12 protein-coding genes are annotated in these 17183 nt (G+C 58.3%); 4 read left to right on the top strand and 8 right to left on the bottom strand.

What is annotated here, in order from left to right:
• The first annotated feature begins 11 nt into the window (after window positions 1-11).
• The 4 genes from HY36_RS10680 (at window position 12) to katG (ending at window position 7434) form a co-directional block, all read left to right on the top strand.
• Window positions 12-1775 carry an amidohydrolase gene (locus tag HY36_RS10680; RefSeq protein WP_035552329.1) on the top strand — a complete coding sequence of 588 codons (1764 nt, stop codon included), beginning with the start codon at window positions 12-14 and terminating at the stop codon, window positions 1773-1775.
• A complete protein-coding gene (gene thiL / locus HY36_RS10675; protein WP_035552325.1) occupies window positions 1768-2703 on the top strand; it encodes a thiamine-phosphate kinase in 936 nt (311 codons plus the stop codon). Before HY36_RS10680 ends, thiL begins: the two co-directional genes overlap by 8 nt.
• 144 nt (window positions 2704-2847) lie before the next feature.
• A complete protein-coding gene (locus HY36_RS10670; protein WP_035552321.1) occupies window positions 2848-5001 on the top strand; it encodes a sodium-translocating pyrophosphatase in 2154 nt (717 codons plus the stop codon).
• A gap of 258 nt (window positions 5002-5259) precedes the next feature.
• Complete coding sequence (katG, locus tag HY36_RS10665) at window positions 5260-7434, top strand: catalase/peroxidase HPI (RefSeq protein WP_155841856.1); 2175 nt, start codon at window positions 5260-5262, stop codon at window positions 7432-7434.
• Window positions 7435-7481: 47 nt separating this feature from the next.
• Here the strand turns inward: katG and rsmA are convergent, their stop codons facing one another.
• The 8 genes from rsmA to HY36_RS10625 form a co-directional block, all read right to left on the bottom strand.
• Window positions 7482-8327, bottom strand: a complete 846-nt coding sequence (gene rsmA / locus HY36_RS10660; RefSeq protein WP_051602704.1) for a 16S rRNA (adenine(1518)-N(6)/adenine(1519)-N(6))-dimethyltransferase RsmA — start codon at window positions 8325-8327, stop codon at window positions 7482-7484.
• The gene (gene pdxA / locus HY36_RS10655; RefSeq protein ID WP_035552319.1) at window positions 8324-9331 is read right to left on the bottom strand and encodes a 4-hydroxythreonine-4-phosphate dehydrogenase PdxA; all 1008 of its coding nucleotides are present in this window, start codon (window positions 9329-9331) and stop codon (window positions 8324-8326) included. Before pdxA ends, rsmA begins: the two co-directional genes overlap by 4 nt.
• Window positions 9332-9370: 39 nt before the next feature.
• Window positions 9371-10615 (bottom strand): peptidylprolyl isomerase, encoded by a 1245-nt coding sequence (locus HY36_RS10650; protein ID WP_035552318.1) that lies wholly within the window; start codon window positions 10613-10615, stop codon window positions 9371-9373.
• Between the two features lie 160 nt (window positions 10616-10775).
• Window positions 10776-12926 carry an LPS-assembly protein LptD gene (locus HY36_RS10645; RefSeq protein ID WP_051602703.1) on the bottom strand — a complete coding sequence of 717 codons (2151 nt, stop codon included), beginning with the start codon at window positions 12924-12926 and terminating at the stop codon, window positions 10776-10778.
• 206 nt (window positions 12927-13132) lie between these two features.
• Complete coding sequence (dprA, locus tag HY36_RS10640) at window positions 13133-14239, bottom strand: DNA-processing protein DprA (RefSeq protein ID WP_035552315.1); 1107 nt, start codon at window positions 14237-14239, stop codon at window positions 13133-13135.
• Window positions 14236-14856 carry a glycerol-3-phosphate 1-O-acyltransferase PlsY gene (gene plsY / locus HY36_RS10635; protein ID WP_035552312.1) on the bottom strand — a complete coding sequence of 207 codons (621 nt, stop codon included), beginning with the start codon at window positions 14854-14856 and terminating at the stop codon, window positions 14236-14238. The genes dprA and plsY overlap by 4 nt, the downstream gene beginning before the upstream one ends.
• A gap of 67 nt (window positions 14857-14923) precedes the next feature.
• Entirely contained in the window at window positions 14924-16204 is a 1281-nt protein-coding gene (gene pyrC, locus HY36_RS10630; RefSeq protein ID WP_035552310.1) for a dihydroorotase, read from the bottom strand.
• A complete protein-coding gene (locus tag HY36_RS10625) occupies window positions 16201-17148 on the bottom strand; it encodes an aspartate carbamoyltransferase catalytic subunit (protein ID WP_035552307.1) in 948 nt (315 codons plus the stop codon). The genes pyrC and HY36_RS10625 overlap by 4 nt, the downstream gene beginning before the upstream one ends.
• Window positions 17149-17183 lie beyond the last annotated feature (35 nt).

Here is a 17183-nt window from a genome sequence, read left to right as displayed (position 1 = left end):
AGACGGGCCTCATGAAAAAATGGGCATTGGCTGCAAGCATTGCAGCTGTCGCGTGTGCTGCGCCAGCACCGAAGCAGGATTTGGCGGCAGGCTATGACATCGTGATCTATCCGGCGCAGGCCGTGGTCACGATGACGGGCGAGGACAAGACGGCTGAAGCGGTCGCGGTGTCGGCTGACAGGATCGTTGCTGTAGGCTCTCTGGAAGAGCTGAGGCGAGACTTGCCATCAGCGCGAGTGAACCCGGTCTTCGAAGACAAGACCATCGTGCCGGGCCTGATTGATCCGCACATCCACGTCGTGCTTGGCTCATTGCAATACAATCTGCCCATCACGCCGCCCTGGCCGATGGCCACACCACACGGCATGAAGGCTGGACTGCCCAATCGCGCCGCGTTTCTGCAGGCGCTGTCCGAACTGGTGGAGGCGGCTGGGCCGAGTGAGCCGATTGTTGCCTATGGCTATCATAATCTGGTGCATGGGGATCTGCACCGGGCAGATCTCGACGCGATTGCACCGGACCAGCCGCTGATCGTCTGGCACTATTCGTCACATGATTTCTATTTGAACAGCGCGGCGATTAATGCTGCCGGGTTCACGCCTGATATGGCTGAGCAGTTTCACGGGGTAGACCTCGATGCGGATGGCGCGCTGACCGGTCGGATTTATGAAGATGCGGCCATGCTGGTGGTGCAAGCGTTCGCTGGCGTGATCCTGACGCCTGAAAATGTCACGGCGGGCTTCAACGGATTCTCATCCATGCTGCGCCAGGCTGGTGTCACGACAACTGCGGAGCTCGGCTACGGCATGTTCGGCTGGGAAATGGAGGCGGCGAACATTCGCGCCAATTGGGGCAGCCCGCAGCAGGCTGGCTATCACCTCTATCTGATCCCGGAGCATCGTGCGCTCGAGCGGGCTTTCGGAGACGGCAAGGTTCAGGCCGTGCTGGATATGGCGAGCGGGAATACGGATACGGCGGCACCTATTCTGCCGCGCGTAAAGTTCTTCACCGATGGCGCCTTCTACAGCCAGACGATGCGGCTTTCTCCGCCGGGGTACCTCTCAGGGCAATCGGAAGGGTCAGAGGGGCTCTGGGTGGCGGGCCCCGACGGGATCGTTCCCGCCATTCAGCCCTATTGGGATGCCGACCTCGGCGTGAACATTCATTCCAACGGGGATGCCGCGCAGGGAGCAACATTGGAGGCTCTGGCTATGCTTCGTGAAGGCGATGATGGTCCGGCCAACAGCTTCGTGATTGAACATGGTGGCCTCTTTTCGGAGGAGCAGGTTGAACTGGCCGGTCAACTCGGCGCGCGCCTGTCTGCGGCCAGCCACTACGTATTTTACATGGCAAATGAATATGCGGGGCCATTGGGCGACGTACGGGCAAAATGGATCTCGCCGCTGGGTGCGCTGACCGAAGCGGGAGTGCCGGTGGCCGTGCACAGCGACGCGCCGCTTGCTCCGCCCCATCCGCTGCGCGCTGCAGGCGTCCACGTCACCCGTGCAACGCGGGAAGGCAGCACTTATGAAGCCGGCATGGCGCTGAGCCGCTATGAGGCCATGGAGGCGATCACGCTGGACGCGGCGATGGCCTTGGGGCTTGAGGCTGAGATTGGCTCCATCGCAACGGGCAAACGTGCAGATTTCACCATTCTTGGTGCCAACCCGCTGGACATGCCTGGCGCGGAGTGGGAGCACATTCCGGTGTGGGGCGTGGTGCTGGACGGTGAGCCGCGGCCCCTGAAGAATAAGGGCTCCCTGCAGGGTGAGTGAACGCGACTGGATCTCCCGCTATTTTGCACCTCTGGCCACAGCGCCAGGGGCAGCGGGTTTGCGAGATGACGTGGCGGAGCTGTCTGGCGGCGATGGGCGACTGATTGCGACAACGGACGCATTGGTCGAAGGCGTGCATTTTTTGCCGGATGATCCCATCGATACGATTGCGCGCAAGCTGGTGCGTACGAATGTGTCGGACGTTCTCTCGAAAGGTGCGCTGCCCGAAGATGTCTTGCTCACTCTGGGCTGGCCGAACTCAAGGCCGGAATCGGAGATCGCCGCGTTTGCGTCGGCTCTTGGCGATGATCTTGAGACATTCGGCGCTCGGCTTGTCGGAGGTGATACCGTGCGTAGCCGGGCCGGCTTGTTCCTCTCGCTCACGCTGACGGGGCGGTGCCTTTGCGAGCATCCGGTCAGGCGGAGCGGGGCGGCGCATGATCAGGATATCTGGGTGACGGGAGAGATGGGCGCAGCCTGTCTGGGGTTCGAGGCACTACAACGCGGCGAGTGCGATTCGCCTCATGTCGCGGTCTATCGCGTGCCGAGACTGCAGCCTGTTAGCGCGGCCCACCTGATTGCGAACCATGCGAGCGCAGCGATGGATGTGTCGGACGGACTGTTGGGGGATGCATCGGCGCTCGGCGAGGCGTCAGGCGTCGGCATGAAACTGGCGCTGGAGGAGATACGGTTCGCCGGGAAAGCGACAGATATCGACACGATGCTACGTCTGGCGACGTGGGGTGACGACTACCAGATCCTCTTCACCAGCGAAAAAACGCGACGCGAAACCATATTGGCCGATGCTGATGATGCGGGTGTTTCTGTTGCGCGTATTGGGGAAACTTCCCAAAAAACAGGACTCTCCATTACCTGGCGCGGAGAGGCCGTTAACCTCCCTGAAACTCTCGGCTTCGAGCATGGCTGAACTGGGCCCGGCCTGACTCGCGCCTGAAGGGAGGGATATTGCCTATTCCCCAAAGGAAAGGCAGGCTGGCGTCCTATAATAAACAGTGCATGATCAGGAAAACCTGGCGTTGAAGTTCTGTTTTAAGGGAAGGAAACGTAATCCATGTGGTATTATCTCGCTCTCGCGGCGGGTCTTTTGTCGGTCCTATATGGCTGGCTCCAGATCAACTCGATCATGAAGGCCCCGTCAGGTGATGCGCGTATGCGCGAAATCGCTCAGGCCATTCAGGAAGGCGCTAACGCCTATCTTGGCCGTCAGTACCGGACCATCGGCATTGTCGGTGTTGTGGTCGTCGTTCTGCTGGTCATCCTGTTCCGCAATTGGCAGGTGCCGCTCGGCTTCATTATCGGCGCAGCCTTGTCCGGTGCGGCCGGCTTTATTGGCATGAAAGTGTCGGTGCAGGCGAATGTGCGCACAACTGAAGCGGCGAAGTCCGGTCTGAATGCCGGTCTGAAGCTCGCCTTCAAGTCGGGCGCCATTACCGGCATGCTCGTTGTTGGCCTCGCGCTGTTGGGCATCGTGGTTTATTACGGCCTGCTTACAATGGTCACGGGCCTCAATCTCGCAGTTGAGAGTGAAAAACGCCTCGTGATCGACTCGCTAGTGGCGCTCGGCTTTGGTGCGTCCCTGATCTCGATCTTTGCGCGCCTTGGCGGCGGTATTTTCACCAAGGGTGCGGATGTCGGCGGAGATATGGTCGGCAAGGTCGAGGCCGGCATTCCGGAGGATGACCCCCGCAACGCCGCGACGATTGCAGACAATGTCGGTGACAATGTTGGCGATTGTGCCGGTATGGCCGCTGACCTGTTCGAGACGTACGCCGTAACGCTGGTAGCGACCATGGTTCTCGGCGCGATCTATTTCTCAGGCGCTCCGTACATCGTCGAAATCATGATGCTGCCGTTGGCAATTGCCGCCGTGTGTATCGTCACGTCGATCATTGGCACGTATTTCGTTAATCTCGGGCCGGGCAAGACAGATGTCATGGGAGCGCTTTACAAGGGCCTCATCGTGACGGGAATCCTATCGATAGGTGGCTTGGCTGTGGCCGTGGCAACCGTACTGCCGAACGGTTTTGGTGTGCTGGAAGATGCCGGTACGCGTCTTGGTCTTGCAAACGACGTGTCTGGTTGGATGCTGTTTGGATGCGGTGTGGTTGGTCTGGTCGTTACAGGCCTGATCGTTGTGATCACGGCTTATTATACCGAAACCAAGTACCGTCCGGTTCGCTCCATCGCGATGGCTTCTGAATCTGGTCATGGCACAAACGTGATCCAGGGCTTGGCCGTCTCGCTTGAATCAACGGCTCTGCCAGCCATCGTGATTATTGCGGGCATCATTCTGACCTTCAATCTCGCTGGCCTCTATGGGATCGCCATTGCGACGACGACCATGCTGGCGCTTGCCGGTATCATCGTGGCGCTGGACGCGTTCGGCCCTGTTACGGACAATGCAGGCGGCATCGCTGAGATGGCGGAACTGCCGTCTGAGATCCGCGATACGACTGATGCGCTTGATGCGGTTGGCAATACGACCAAAGCTGTCACCAAGGGATATGCTATCGGATCGGCGGGCCTCGGTGCGCTGGTTCTGTTTGCGGCTTATGCAGAAGATCTGAAATACTTCTCGGCCCGCGCGCAGGAAGGGGACTTCTTCTACAACACGGTTGCCGACTTCTCGATTGCGAATCCGTATGTCGTGGTTGGCCTCCTGTTTGGCGGTCTGCTGCCATTCCTGTTTGGTGGCCTGTCGATGATGGCTGTTGGCCGTGCGGCGCAGTCGGTGGTTGAGGAAGTGCGTCGCCAGTTCCGGGAAATGCCAGGTATCATGAAAGGCGAAGTGAAGCCTGACTACAGCCGGGCCGTGGACTTGCTGACCAAGGCTGCGATCAAGGAAATGATCGTGCCGTCGCTGTTGCCAGTCCTGTCGCCGATTGTGCTCTTTGGTGCGATCTTCCTGATTGCCGGCAAGGGCGCTGCGCTCGCAGCTGTCGGGGCCATGTTGCTCGGTGTCATCGTGACGGGCCTGTTTGTCGCCATTTCGATGACGTCCGGCGGCGGTGCCTGGGACAATGCCAAAAAGTATATCGAAGACGGCAATCATGGCGGCAAGGGCTCCGAAGCCCACAAGGCTGCCGTGACAGGCGATACGGTGGGTGACCCTTACAAGGACACGGCTGGCCCAGCCGTGAATCCCATGATCAAGATCACCAATATTGTGGCCCTGCTCATGCTTGCGGTGCTTGCTGGCCACTGAGCCACATGAATTTTTTATGGAAGGCCCCGGCGCGAAAGTGTCGGGGCCTTTGTTTTGAATGGAAATTTTGACAGATAGAATAAATCTATAGATGTTCGCAAAGCAATCAATTGGTCCTATTGCGCAACTCGACGTAACCTTTTCTCATCGACGCAATCAAACTTGGGCGGCCCCCGGCCAAGTCATAGGCGGCGTGTTCAGGTGGCCTCACCAGCGGGCCGGAAACAGGTTTTCGAACCGAGCGAAAGGGATAGGATTATGGACGGCAATGATATGGGCGGTGGCGGCAAATGCCCTGTGATGCACGGAAGTCTCACGTCGACTGAAACATCTGTGACGGCCTGGTGGCCCAAATCACTCAATTTCGACATTCTGCATCAGCATGACCGGAAGGTTCAGCCTTACGGACCTGATTACTCCTATCGCAAGGAAGTCGAGAAGCTCGACTATGAAGCCCTCAAGAAAGACGTGCACGCCCTCGTGACAGACAGCCAGGATTGGTGGCCAGCGGACTGGGGCAGCTATGCAGGTCTCTTCGTGCGTATGGCGTGGCACTCGGCGGGATCGTATCGACTGGCAGATGGTCGCGGCGGCGGCGGCGCAGGCAATTTGCGTTTCGCACCGCTTAATTCGTGGCCGGACAATGCCAATCTGGACAAGGCGCGCCGTCTGCTTTGGCCGATCAAGAAGAAATATGGCAACAAGCTCAGCTGGGCCGATTTGATCATTCTGGCTGGTAACGCCGCTTATGAAGTGGCTGGTCTTGAGACGTTCGGGTTTGCCTTCGGACGCGAAGACATCTGGCATCCAGAGAAAGACACGTTCTGGGGTTCCGAGAAGGAGTGGCTGACAGATTCCCGCTATGAAAAGCTGGACGAGCGTGAGTCACTCGCCAATCCGCTCGCTGCGGTGGTGATGGGACTGATCTATGTGAACCCGGAAGGTGTGAACGGAAAGCCTGACCCGGCCAGAACAGCGATGGACGTCCGCGAAACATTTAAGCGCATGGCCATGAACGACGAAGAGACTGCTGCGCTGACGGCGGGTGGCCACACAATTGGCAAATGTCACGGAAATTCTGACCCGACCGGACTTGGACCTGAGCCCGAGGGCGAAGACGTTGTTGGTATGGGGCTGGGGTGGAAAAACTCCAACCAGTCTGGAAATGGTCGTTTCACCTTGACTGGCGGCCCTGAGGGCGCATGGACATCGGAGCCGACAAAATGGGATGGTGGCTATCTCGACATGCTGCTGGACCATGAATGGGAGCTGACCAAGAGCCCGGCAGGCGCCTGGCAGTGGAAGCCTGTCAGCATTGACGAAGCCGACATGCCAGTCGATGTGGAGGATCCTTCCATCCGTACCATGCCGATGATGACAGATGCGGACATGGCCATGAAGGTCGATCCGATCTATCGCAAATACATGGAGAAGTTCCGCGAGGATCATGACTATTTCTCCAGGACCTTCGCGCGCGCATGGTTCAAGCTGACTCACCGCGACATGGGGCCAAAGCCTCGCTACATCGGCCCTTGGGTGCCACAGGAGGATTTGATCTGGCAGGATCCGGTCCCTGCGGGCAGCACGGACTATGATGTGGAGGCCGTCAAAGCGAAGATTGCGGACAGTGGTCTGTCTGTTGCCGACATGGTGTCGACCGCTTGGGACAGTGCCCGTACGTATCGCGGCTCTGACATGCGTGGTGGCGCGAATGGCGCGCGTATTCGCCTCGCACCTCAGAATGACTGGGATGGAAACGAGCCAGCCCGTCTGTCCCGCGTTCTGGAGGTTCTGGAGCCGATCGCAAAGGAAACCGGCGCAAGCATCGCAGATGTCATCGTTCTGGCCGGCAATGTCGGCGTAGAGCAGGCAGCGAAGGCGGCTGGATTTACAAAGACTGTGCCTTTCACACCGGGCCGTGGCGATGCGACTGCCGAGATGACGGATGCGGAATCATTTGAGCCGCTCGAGCCTCTGGTTGATGGCTACCGGAACTGGATCAAGGACGACTATGTGGTGAAGCCGGAAGAGATCCTTCTGGACCACACGCAGCTGCTGGGCCTGACCGCTCCGGAAATGACGTGCCTTGTAGGCGGTATGCGTGTCATCGGCACCAATCATGGCGGCAGCGCTCATGGTGTGTTCACAGACAATGTGGGTGCGCTGACGAACGACTTCTTTGTCAATCTGACCGATATGTCGAATACGTGGAACCCAACGGACGACGAGGGCATCTTCTCGATCCGCGATCGCCAGACTGATGCACCGAAGTGGACCGCTACACGGATTGACCTTGTCTTCGGGTCGAACTCCATCCTGCGCGCCTATGCGGAAGTGTACGCACAGGACGACAACAAGGAGAAACTGGTCGACGACTTCATCGCGGCCTGGACGAAAGTGATGGAAGCTGACCGCTTCGATACGCGCGCTTAGTGCGGAATCCTGAAATCAGAAACGCCCCGGGCAGCCGGGGCGTTTTTTTATGCGGGCTTGACGAGTGAAGAGGCCATGCGCCTGAACTCTTCCTGGCTTAGCGTTTCAGCTCTTGCTGTGGGGTCGATGTCCAACCCTTCCAGCCACTCAGCTGCTTTCAGACCATGCCGCTTGGCGAGGGGTTTCAATCCGGCCCGGAGCATCTTGCGGCGTTGGCCGAAGGCGGCGCCAGCAACTTCTTCCAGCTTGGCCAGATGAGGAAAGACTTTTTCCTGCGGTAGTGGATGCAAGACTGCGACAGCGCTGTCGACTTTCGGGGGTGGCCGGAATGCACCTGGCGGCAGTGTGAAGGCGATATGCGGATCGCAGACGGCGTGCGCGAGCACGGCAAGCCGTCCGTAATGGTCCGTATTCGGTTTGGCGCACACCCGCTCTGCCACTTCTTTCTGGAACATTAGCGCCATCTCGCCTCGCCACGGTCCCGCCTTCAGCCAGTTTACCAGAAGAGGCGTGCCAACATTGTAAGGCAGGTTGGCGATGATCATGGCGGGTGTCTCACCGCCGAGTTCAGCAATTGCCTGTTCCCAGCGAACCTTCCGCGCATCCTTCAGAATGACGTGCAATCGACCCGTTTCGGCTTCGGGCCACGTTTTAAGCGCGTCCGCAAACCGCTCGTCTGCCTCGACTGCAATGACCTTGCCTGCGCCATTGTCCAGTAGGGCGCGGGTCAGGCCACCCGGGCCGGGGCCAACTTCGATTACTGTGCGGCCTTCAACCGGACCAGCCGCCAGTGCCGTACGCTTCAAGATATCCGGGTCGAACAGGAAATGCTGTCCAAGTGCCTTGCGGGCGGTGGCCTGCGTCAGGCCGGGGGGCGTTTCGTCACGGCTCATGCCGTTTCCTTTCTATGGCCGGCAATCAAACGCGCTTGGCGGATTGCCGCGATCAAGCTGTCAGGACGGGCGGTGCCGTTCGCGGCAGCTTCGTATCCCGTGCCGTGGTCCGGGCTGGTGCGTACGATGGGTAGGCCAAGCGTCGTGTTCACGCCTCCCCACATGTCCAACGTCTTCACCGGTATCAAGCCCTGATCATGCGTCATGGAGATGATGGCATCGAAGCGACCGTCTCGGGCTTCGGCAAATACCGTATCAGCTGACCGTGCGTCTGACATATCTATACCGGCTGAGCGTAATTGGTCCGCTGCCGGATTGATGATATCTATTTCTTCTCGGCCTATCGTGCCGTTCTCGCCGGCATGGGGGTTTAATCCGGTGAAAGCGAGGCGTGGGGACGTAAGGCCGAAATCTTGGCGCATGGCCGTGTCGACGATCTTGCCGAGCTTTACGAGGTCTTCCATATTCAGTGTAGTGAACACATCTTTCAGCGCGATATGAATGGTCGCAAGGGCGACACGCAATCCGCCCCCTGTCAGCAACATGACCGGCTGAGCTGCTCCGCCCGTAGCGGTGTTGCACAGAGCAGCGACGAACTCCGTATGACCGGGGTGTGTGAACCCCGCGGCATAGAGCAGGGCCTTGTTGATAGGATTGGTGACAACAGCGTCCGCGGCTCCGGATAGGCAAAAAGCGGCGGCTTGCTCAATCGAGGCGATTATCGCTGGGGCTGAGCGGCTGTCTGGCTGCCCGCGAACCGGGAGAGGGAATGCATCAAGCGGTAGAACAGGGAGCGCTGATCCGAATACGCCGGAGGCTTCGGATGGATCGGAAATCGTTTGGGTGGGTACCTCGCCCTGATACAGATCCGGCGCGCCGATTACGAAGAACGCGCAGTCGGCTTCGCCTTGCAGCGCATTCCAGGCAGAAACGGTAATCGACGGCCCCACACCCGCAGGGTCACCCATCGTGATTACCAAGGGAGGACGGTTCGCGTCAGTCATTGCAGGCGGTGTTCACCCAAACCGCGCGGTGCGCAAGGTCTAGCGATAGATTATCGTCGCTTCGCGGCGCAGGTCACGCAGCTCTCGTTCGGAAATCATCCCGAGTTCCTGATCCTTCAGGCGACCTTTCAGATCGTCACGGGATGGCAACGCTTCCGCGCCGTCTTCGCGGCGGCATACATACATGAGGGCAAGACCGTTGCCGGCAGCGAAGATTTCTGTCGGTTGACCAACCTCCACAGACATGACGAGGCTTTTGCCTTCGCTGCCAAGTTCTTCAATGTCGATATCGGTCAAATCAGCATGGCGCAGGTTGGATTTCGAGTTTGCGACGCTCTGAACATCCTCACAGGTCTCGATTGCGGCCATCGCTTCCTTTAGCGTGGCTTCGTCGCCATCTGTCGCTTGTAGACGCTTCAGGTCCACTTTCGTGGTCAGCTTTGCAGGCTCGCGCTTGTTCACGACGTTGAGGATGTAGACACCGTTTTCGCTCTGGATCGGGCCGATAATTCCTGGTCCGGCTGAGCCTTCCACGGCTTCCGCCAGAATGGGGTCCAAATCGCTCGTCGTGATCCAGCCCATGTCTCCGCCCGTGGCGGCTGTCGGGGCAGACGAAATACGCTGCGCCGCGATGCGGAAATCAGCGCCCTGATTCAATTGTCCGATGATGGAATTGGCCGCCTCGGTCGCTTGCGCCTTGGTCTCGGCATCTGGCGCATACAGGAAGATTTCGGAGATGCGGAATTGCGTTTGTTGCAGTGAGTTCCGTACGCGGTTCAGTTGTTCATCCACCTGATTGTCGGAAATTCGGATGCGGGAGCCATAGAGTCCCCCCATTACGCGGCTCCATGCGATTTCTGCGCGCATCTGCTCTTCCAAGCTGGCCGGATTTACACCGGCTGCGAGAAGTTGCTCTTTCAATTGATCTCCGGTCGCGCCGGACTGGCGGGCCATGTCATCGACAGCGCCGTTAATCTCATCAGGTGAGATTTCCATTTCGAACTCCGCTGCCTTTTCAAGCTGCAGGCGTTCGTCGATGAGCTGTTCCAGTGCCTGACCAGTGATTTGCTGAATTTGCTCCTGCGTTGGCTGCTGGCCGCCAAGGCTGAGCAAAAGAAGGCGGGCGCGCTGGCGAACGTCGGAATAGGAAATTGGCTGGTCGTTCACGATAGCTGCGACGCCTTCGAGCGCAAGGCGTTCTGGCGCATCGGCTTCCTGGGCGAAGGATGTGCCTCCCACGGGAAGTGCCGCGATCATGACGGCGGCGATTATCTGACGAACCATAAATGGCCTCCATTGAGTGCCCAGCCGGGCCCCGTGGCAATTATACAGCGCGGAACATACAAGTCCCACGTATCGGCGCAACGCATCAGGGCAGTGTTCCCTGAATTCTTACGAAAAATTAGTGTGTGCCGCTTTGCTCAAAGCACTCGGTCCCGTCGAATCAATCGAACTCACTTGAACCAAAATTGCCGATTGATTTCAGGAAGAAGCGGAACTGAATGCTCTCTTCCGGCCCGAGCGTTCGATCAATGAGTTCAGTGCGCTGGTAGACGAGTTCGAAACGAGAGCAATCATCTTCGAATGCTATTCCGTATTCCTGACGGGCGTTCAAATTGTCTTCGATGTCACGTAACTGTCCGGCAATAATCGAATACTGGTCGGTAACGCGGAGTTCGCCACGCACATATATGCCTTCATCCGCTCTGCCCGTGGTCGCTATTCGCTCGTCCACCTTATAGTATTGGGCGACACCTCGGAAGCGTTTGAAATTACTCGTTATTTTTGTGTCTATTCGGTTGAGGCTGAAGCCATCCTCATCCAGCCGGGCTCGCGTATCGATCTTCAGTTGGGGCCCGAAATTCGCTGTCGCCGCGATAATCCAGTCGGACGAGGTTCCGTCCAGATTGCTGATACCGTCAAAGGAGTCATCGGGCCGTGATCGCCAACGTTTGCCAACCGTTGTGCTGAAGTCCATGCCGTTTTTCCAGAGGGTTCTGGCTGTGATTCCCGCAGATAATTTCCCGTCGCCTTCATACAGGTCGTATGCGCCAAATCCGTTCGGATCAAATAGCGAAGATGCATCTGATTCAAACAGAAGGCTGTCTTCAATCGGGATGACGTCATCATTCACGTTGGACGGTCCCCAAGCCGCCATGACGGCTGGTTCAATCATGATATCAACCATCTCGCCCGGTCGAATCATCGGATAGGCCAATTTGCCACCAACATTCCCGACAATGCGAGAGGCGTCTTCCTCTCCTGACACATCCTCATCAAGCCGGTAATAGTCAGCTCTGACCTCCGCAAACTGTTCAAATGTGAACCCGCCTGGCAGCACGTTCAGATCAGACCAGTCTGCACCAAAGCTTACCCGGTGGCTGTCTGCTCCCAAATCACGGCTCAATATGGCGCTGGATGCGTTGACGCTGGCATAGCCCATCTTTCCGAGATCCCAGTACTTCTCACTGAAGAAAACCGGCAGCGCTGTCGGCAATTCGCCATCGTCATCGCTCGACCTGAGGCCCTGGAATTTCAGGAGCGCCACATCTGAATAATAGCTTTCCCCCTGACCCATCGCGAATATTTGTGACAACAGGCGACGTGGCTGGCTGGAATACAGGCCGCGTTTCTCGTCCTGTCCGTCGATGTCGTAACGTCGGTCGTAGAGATCGTCGCTCTGATGCTCGACTCCAAACCCCCATTTCCATTCATTGTTGATGGCAAACAAGCCGCTTCCATATATATGGCCGCGCAGTTTCTCTTCTCCGAACAATTCGCCGTCGCTGTCAAAATCCTGCTCGTTGGTGAAGCTGGTATTGAAGTTGATGGAGCCCGAATAGAAGCGTTTGCGCAGATCAAGCTCGAGTAGAGGGTTCACGTTTTGCGTGACCATCGGTGCAATGGTGATGTCGGTCGAATCAGAAACTGCCCAATAATACGGCTGCTGATAGAACCATCCCAGTTTTGAAGAATTTCCTGCCGACGGAATCAGCAACCCTGACCGACGTTCAGAACTCGGATCCGGATGCGCCAGAAAAGGAAAGTAGAATACTGGAATGCCCGCGACCTCAATCACGGCGTCCCGGTAAGATATCATCTGGCTTTCCTGATCAAGCACTGCGCGGCGAGCTCGCACTGCCCAGGTTGGTGTCTTGTCTTCCTCACAGACCGGACATGCTGTGTAGACGACCTGATCCAGCGCATTCACGCCGTCGGACTGGCGAATGGCGGAGTTTGCCGCCACGGTCGCGTCTCCTTCCAGACGTGCGGAAAAGCCGATCGCATAGCCGTCCGAGAGGGTCGAATCGACTTCCACTTCATCGGCAAATTGTTGAGCTCCGGTCTCATCAATAATGATGACGTTGCCGGTGGCGCGTACTTTTTCGGTGGAGCGATCGTAGACCAGCTTGTCTGCGCGCAGGATGCGTCCTTGGTATAGCGCCTCGACATTGCCCTCGGCGACCAACTGGTTTTCATCGCGGATTTCGTAAACATAATCAGCTTCCAGAACGACGCGCTCATCCGCATCTGTCGGCTGCGGCGCGGCAGCGGTGTCCTGGGCGATGGCGTACCAGGGAAGGGAGACTGCCATACCAAGCGCAGCCGCAACATGATGCCATTTTGCCAAAACGCGTACCCTTACAACTGCTTCTATGTGCCGGATTGCGCGTGGATCACGCTTTTTCGCCACTCAACTCCAATTGGAGGCTTAGAGAGGAAGGCGTGAATCGTCCAGCCATCAGACCATTCCGTCTGATTTTTCATGAACCTGCCGATGCATCAGCAACACATGTCGTTCTAAATCGCGCGGCAAGCCAACCCGCCAGGCAGGGTTGTGGCGGAACCCGACAATTCCAGCTCCATGAGCGCTGCAGCGCATTGGGCCGGCGTTGCACCCGCCGCACGGGCGATCTCGTCGATCGGCATTGGATGCGGCGACAGCGCGTGCTCAATACGCGTGAGAAGATCTTGAGGCAGGTCCGGTTCAGGGGCGCCTTCAAACAAGTCGCCATTTGTCGCAACGTTTGAAAAGGGTAGGCTTTCAAGCACTTCGAGAATGTCGTCGGCATGGCGAACAAGTGTGGCGCCCTGCCGGATCAGCCGATTTGTTCCAGATGACCGCGGGTCAAGCGGGGAGCCGGGCATGGCCATGACCTCGCGGCCTTGTTCGCCAGCCATACGTGCTGAAATCAGAGATCCTGATCGTTCAGCTGCCTCCACCACGACGACGCCACGTGACAATCCCGTGATGATGCGATTGCGGCGTGGGAAATCCTGCGCCTTGGCCCGATACCCGAACGGGCTTTCTGACAAGATTAAGCCCTTCGCAGCGATCTCGGCGTAGAGGCGCTCGTGTTGGGGCGGATACACATGGTCCACCGCGCCGCCGAGCACGGCAACGGTCCTCGTTGCCAGACTTGCAGCATGGGCCTCTCCGTCTATGCCGAGGGCCAGCCCGGAAACGGTGACGAAACCAGCCTTTCCCAGCGCGGCGGAAATGTCCCGTGCGAGTTTGCGCCCCGCTGCGGAGGCGTTTCTCGCGCCGACTATTGCCACTGTGGGCTCCGCGGCGAGATCCACTTTACCTAATGCGGTCAGGACAGGAGGCGGCGGATCCAGCGCTTTCAGCAGAGGCGGATATTCCGGGTCGCAACTGGCAAGGATTTGCGCGCCATATTTACGGGTCAGATCGAGTTCTTTGGCAATCTCTTCCGCTGCGGGAGGAACGAGTTCTTTCCCGCGGCGACTCTTTCGTGTCAGTTCAGGCAGAGCATCCAGAGCGGCGCTGGCGGATTTGAATTTTCGCAGCAACTGGAAAAATGTGACCGGACCAATGTTCGGTGTGCGGGCGAGCCTCACCCAGTCGATGCGTTCAACATCACTGAGAGGCCGCGCTGGCGTCATGTCTCGGAGTCAGGTTTTTTCTTGGCACCAAATTTCGGTTCTTCTCCCTTGAGAAGGCGGCCGAGATTGGCGCGGTGTGTCCAGAACACAAAGACTGACAAGAGGGCCAGCCCCCCGATGACGAACATGTTCCGTTCGCCAAGCAACCATGCGCCCGGAGTCACTAGTGTCGCTGCGCTTAGGGCCGCGAGCGACGATATGCGCGTCAATGCGAATAGTCCGAGCCAGACGGGTGCAGCGACATAAAATCCGGGCAAGGAGACGAATGGCAACAGACCCGCATAGGTCGCGACTCCCTTGCCACCCTTGAAACCCAACCAGATTGGGTAGCAATGCCCGACAAAGGCGAATGCGCCCGCCACAAAGCCGACTTCCCGGCCGGCCAGCATTCCAAAAGCGAGCGCCACGAGACCCGCCTTCAGGCTGTCCAGGAGAAGCGTCGCCAAGGCGAGATCCTTCCGGCCAGTCCGCAACACATTCGTCGCGCCGATATTGCCGGAGCCGATCGAGCGGATGTCTCCGAGGCCAGCTGCGCGCGTAATCAAAAGGCCAAAGGGAATTGATCCGGCGAGGTAGCCGCAAATTGCCGCGAGGGGGAAAGCCAGCTCGGCTGTCATATCGATAACCTCAATTCCTAATTGAAATTCTTAAGTGCGAACTCTCGCCACTGCAAGCAGGCGGCTTCTAGCGTTCGAATACCTGTTCGCCGCCGACAAATGTCTTCAGCACGATCCCTTGAAGGCGTCGCCCATCAAAAGGAGAATTGGTCGACCGGGAGCGCAAGTTTTCCCGCTCGCATAGCCAGGGCTTGTTTGGGTCGAAAAGGATCAGATCTGCAGGTGTACCTTCAGAAAGTCGCCCTTGAGGCAGACCGATCATGTCCGCAGGTTTCGAGGTAATTGGTGCCAGCACTTCGAGCAGGCTGAGCGGGCCATCATGGTGAAAGCTCAACAAGGCAGACAGAGTGGTTTCGAGCCCCGCCGCTCCAAAGCTTGCTTCGCCAAATGGCAGGCGTTTTTCTTCCGGAGGTTGTGGGTCGTGCGCAGATACGACAGCATCGATCCAGCCTGCCTTGAGCGCGGTGATCATGGATTGTCGCGTATCTTCGTCCCGGAAAGGCGGGTTCACTTTGCAATAGGTGAGATAATCGCCGACATCGAGTTCATTGAAGAACAGGGAATGGGCGGCGATTGTTGAGAACACGCTTGCGCCGCGGTCACGAGAATCTGCGATCATTTCCAGCGTTCTCAGCGTCGACACCTGATCAAGGATCAGCGTGCAGCCCGTGGCTTCTGCAAGCATCAGATCACGGGCGGCGCCGATCCACTCAGCTTCTTTAGCGATTCCGGCGAGCCCTTTGCGCGCCGCGAATGCTCCGGCGTTCATGACGCCTGAGCCTTTCAGTGCCGTGTCGTCAGGCCGGGACATGACAATGGCGCCTCTGCTGGCCGCATACGTCATCGCCCGCTTCATGATCGACGGATTGCTGACGGGTGTGTCGCCATTTGTGAAGAGTACCGCGCCAGCGTCTGCCATCAGCCCGATCTCGGCCATGGCGTCGCCCTTCAGGCCGGTCGTCAATGCGCCCGCAGGATAGATGCGCGCCTGCGCGCTGGCCTTCGCGCGATCGGAAATGAAACGGACCAAGGCCACGTCATCCACAACCGGCTTTGTGTCAGGCATGACGACAAGGCTGGTCACACCGCCTGCAACTGCTGCGCGAGAGGCGGTTGCCAGTGTTTCTTTCTGTTCGTCGCCAGGCTCGCCTGTCTTTACCCGTAGGTCGATCAGGCCAGGTGCCAGACAGAGCCCGCCAGCATCCAGCGCGCTCTTCGCACCTTCATGTGCTGATGCCGCGCCGGGCGTGACGGATTTGATCGCGCCATCTTCGATAAGGATTGCGCCAGTTTCATCAAGGCCTGATGCCGGGTCGAGCAGGCGGGCATTGTAGATGGACAGGCTCATGAGCGACCTCCGGCAAGAAGATGCAGCACAGCTTCGCGCACCGCGACGCCCATTTCCACTTGCTCGGTAATCACTGAGCGTTCTCCGTCAGCAATGGCGCTCTCGATCTCGATCCCGCGATTCATCGGGCCGGGATGCATCACAATGGCATCTTCCCTAGCCAGCGCGAGACGTTCGGCGGTCAGGCCGAAATAGCGAAAGTACTCACGTCGACTTGGCAGATACGCGCCATCCATGCGTTCGAGCTGCAGGCGCAGCATCATCACGACATCAGCTCCCTCAAGCGCTGCGTCGAAATCAGACGTCGCGGACGCAGCGCCCCATGTTTCCGTGCCGGAGGGCATCAGGGTGCGCGGGGCGCAAAGGTGAACTTCCGCGCCAAGCAGGTGCAGCGCCAGCGTCGTCGATCGGGCGACACGCGAATGGACAATGTCGCCACAAATCACGACTTTGAGGCCTTCAACACGTCCCTTGTTGCGCCGGATGGTCAGTGTGTCGAGAAGGCCCTGTGTCGGGTGTTCATGCGTACCGTCGCCTGCATTGATCACGGCGCAATCAACTTTACGGGACAGCAATTTGGCGCCACCAGATGCCGAATGACGCACGACAAGCACATCAGGCTTCATTGCGTTCAGCGTCATTGCGGTGTCGATCAGCGTTTCGCCCTTTTTCACAGAGGACTGCGCGACCGGCATCGACACGACATCCGCACCGAGGCGGCGAGCGGCGATCTCGAAACTGCTCATCGTACGGGTCGAGTTCTCGAAGAACAGGTTCACGACCGTCTTGCCGGACAGGACAGGATCGGCCCGCTTGCCGGAACGCGTCGCCTCGGCATAGTCGTTTGCCAGATCAAGAATATGCGTCAGATCGAGCGGGTGAAGGCCATCAATGCCCAGCAGATGCTCGTGGTCGAAGGAGTAGTGGATTGCCGCCTTGCTCATGGAGGCCCTTTCGATTTTCGGCGGTTTAGGACCGT

Source organism: Hyphomonas atlantica corrig., assembly GCF_000682715.1.
GTDB lineage: Bacteria > Pseudomonadota > Alphaproteobacteria > Caulobacterales > Hyphomonadaceae > Hyphomonas > Hyphomonas atlantica.
The sequence above is the reverse complement of the archived record's forward strand: the minus strand, read 5'-3'. Positions and strand labels throughout refer to the sequence as shown.